Source organism: Micromonospora tarensis, assembly GCF_016803395.1.
Classification (GTDB): domain Bacteria; phylum Actinomycetota; class Actinomycetes; order Mycobacteriales; family Micromonosporaceae; genus Micromonospora; species Micromonospora tarensis.
This window is the reverse complement of record NZ_JAEVHL010000432.1, coordinates 1-2,748: the sequence shown is the minus strand read 5'-3', so window position 1 is coordinate 2,748 and position 2,748 is coordinate 1. Positions and strand designations below refer to the sequence as shown.

The window sequence follows — 2,748 nt, the reverse complement described above, 5'->3', positions numbered from 1 at the left end:
GCCGAAGTCGACGGGCGCGTCGCCGTACCGTTCGGTGAACCCGGCGCGGGCCACCTGGGCGGCCAGGTCGGTGCCCATCGGCGGCGCGAGCAGGAACGCGACGGCGAGGACCACCGCCGCCCCGGTCGCCGCCGCCCAGCCGCGCGCGCCGGCGCGGGGTGACGCGTCAGGCATTGAGGACCCGTTCGGTAGCGGCGCGGGAGCGGCGGCCGACGCGCAGGAACTCGTCGAGGAACTCCCCCGGGTCGTCCCGGCCGAGCAGCCGGACCACGCCGGCCAGCTCCACCCCGTGCCGCGGCAACTGGTCGCCAACCCGGCCCCGAACCAGCATCAACGCGTTGCGGACCTGCGCGGCCAGGGACCACCCGGCGGCCATCTCCGCGGCGTCCGCCGGGTCGATCAGGCCGGCCCGCTCGGCCGCCGCGAGGGCATCGAGGGTACGCGTGCCGCGCAGCTCCGGGTTCGCGCCGGCGTGCCGGAGCTGGACGAGTTGCACGGCCCACTCCACGTCGGCCAGCCCGCCGCGACCGAGTTTGGTGTTGGTGGCCGGGTCGGCGCCCCGGGGCAGCCGTTCGGTCTCCACCCGGGCCTTGATCCGCCGGATCTCGACGACCTGCTCGCGGCTCAGCCCGCCGACCGGGTAGCGGACCGGCTCGATCATCGCCTCGAACTCGGCGCCCAGCTCGGCGTCGCCGCAGACGAACCGGGCGCGCAGCAACGCCTGCGCCTCCCACACCCGCGACCAGCGGGCGTAGTACTGCTCGTACGCGGCGAGGCTGCGGACCAGCGGACCCTGCCGGCCCTCCGGGCGCAGGTCGGCGTCGACGCCCAGCGGCGGGTCGGGGGCGGGCACGCCGAGCAGCCGGCGCAGCTCCTCGGCGATCGCGTGCGCGGCGGCGCTGGCGGCGCTGTCGTTGCTGCCGGCCGGCGGGTCGTAGACGAAGAGCACGTCGGCGTCGGAGAGGTAGTTCGACTCGTACCCGCCGAGCCGGCCCATGCCGATCACCGCGAACCGCAGCCCGGCTGGCACCGGCTGGCTGGCCTGGGCGGCGCGCAGCGCGGCGGCGAGGGTGGCGTCGGTGACGTCGGCGAGCGCCGTACCGACAGCGGTGATGTCGGCCAGCCCGGGGGCCGTCGGTTCGCGCCGTCCGGCCGGCTGGGGCTGGGCGCGAGCGCGCCCGCCCGGCAGAGCACGTCGGCGCAGGCCACCCGGAACAGCTCCCGACGACGCAGGGCCCGCACCGCGCTGGTGGCCTCGACCGGGTCGGTGTGCCGGGCCGCCGCCGCGAGGAAACCCTCCCGGAGGACCTCGGGTGGGCGCGGCGCCAGCTCGTTCTCCTCGGCCAGCAGCCGCAGCGCCTCCGGGTCACGGGCGAGCAGGTCGGCGACGTACCGGGACAGGGCGAGGACCCGGGCCAGCCGACGGGCCACCGGTCCACCGTCGCGCAGCAACCGCAGGTACCAGGGGGTGCTGCCGAGCTTGTCGGAGACCTTCCGGTAGTTGAGCAGCCCCCGGTCCGGCTCCGGCGCGTCGGCGAACTCGCTGAGCAGCACCGGCAGCAGCGTCCGCTGGATGGCCGCCGTGCGGCTCACCCCACCGGTGAGCGCCTGGAGGTGGCGCAGCGCCCCGGCCGGGTCGGCGAAGCCGAGGATCTCCAACCGGTTCCGGGCCGCCTCCGGGGTGAGTCGTAGCCCGTCGGCCGGCACCCGGGCCACCGACTCCAGCAGCGGCCGGTAGAGCAGTTTGGCGTGCAGTCGGCGTACCTCGGCGGCGTGGGTGACCCACTCGGCCCGGAAGCTCTCCACGGCGCTGCGCCCCGGCGCTGCCGTGAAACCCAGCGCGGCGGCGAGCCAGCGCAGCGCGCCCGGCTCGGCGGGCACGGTGTGGGTACGCCGCAGGCCCTGTAGTTGCAGCCGGTGCTCGACGCTGCGCAGGAAGCGGTAGCCGCGCAGCAGCGCCTCGCCGTCGGCCCGCCCGACGTAGCCCCCGGCGACCAGTGCGCGCAGGGCCGGGATGGTGCCGGGTGGTCGCAGCGTCTCGTCGACCCGGCCGTGCACGAGTTGCAGCAGCTGGACCGCGAACTCGATGTCGCGCAGCCCACCCGGACCGCGTTTGATCTCGCGCTCCAGCTCCTTCGGTGGGATGTGGTCGATGATTCGGCGACGCATGGCGCGAACGTCCTCGACCGCCTCGGGTCGCTCGGCGGCCCGCCAGACCAGCGGCGCGAGTTGGTCGATCCACTCCTGGGCCAGCGGCAGGTCACCGGCGGCGGGGCGGGCCTTGAGCAGCGCCTGGAACTCCCAGGTGCGGGCCCACCGTCGGTAGTACGCCAGGTGGCTGGCGAGGGTCCGGACCAGCGGGCCGCGGCTGCCCTCCGGCCGCAGCGCGGCGTCCACCGGCCAGGCGACCAGCCCGCAGACCTGGATCAACCGGGTGGCCACCACTGTCGCGGCGGACAGGTCGGCGTCCTCGGCGGCCACGAAGATGACGTCCACGTCGGAGACGTAGTTCAGCTCGCCACCGCCGCACTTGCCCATCGCGACGACCGCGAGCCGGGGCCGCTCGGTGCCCTCCGAAAGCTCCGCGACGGCGATCTCGTACGCCGCGGTCAGCGTCGCGTCGGCCAGCGCGGAGAGCGCGGCCATCGTGGTCCCGGTGGTCACCGTCGACGCGCTGGTCGAGCAGTACGGGGTACCGACCTTCGCCAAGATCGACGTGGAGGGTTTCGAGGACGAGGTGCTGGCCGG

The 2,748-nt window shown here is 75.6% G+C and carries 1 protein-coding gene and 1 pseudogene; one reads left to right on the top strand and one right to left on the bottom strand.

Annotated features, from left to right (window positions below; translation table 11 throughout):
- Positions 1-172: 172 nt before the first annotated feature.
- A pseudogene (locus JM949_RS35130) lies at positions 173-2,649 on the bottom strand (bifunctional [glutamine synthetase] adenylyltransferase/[glutamine synthetase]-adenylyl-L-tyrosine phosphorylase); the annotation flags it as partial.
- Here JM949_RS35130 and JM949_RS40115 point away from each other — a divergent pair.
- Positions 2,567-2,748 (top strand): FkbM family methyltransferase (locus tag JM949_RS40115; protein ID WP_407664880.1); only part of this gene is annotated, 182 nt, incomplete at its 3' end. The pseudogene JM949_RS35130 and the gene JM949_RS40115 sit on opposite strands and share 83 nt — an antisense overlap.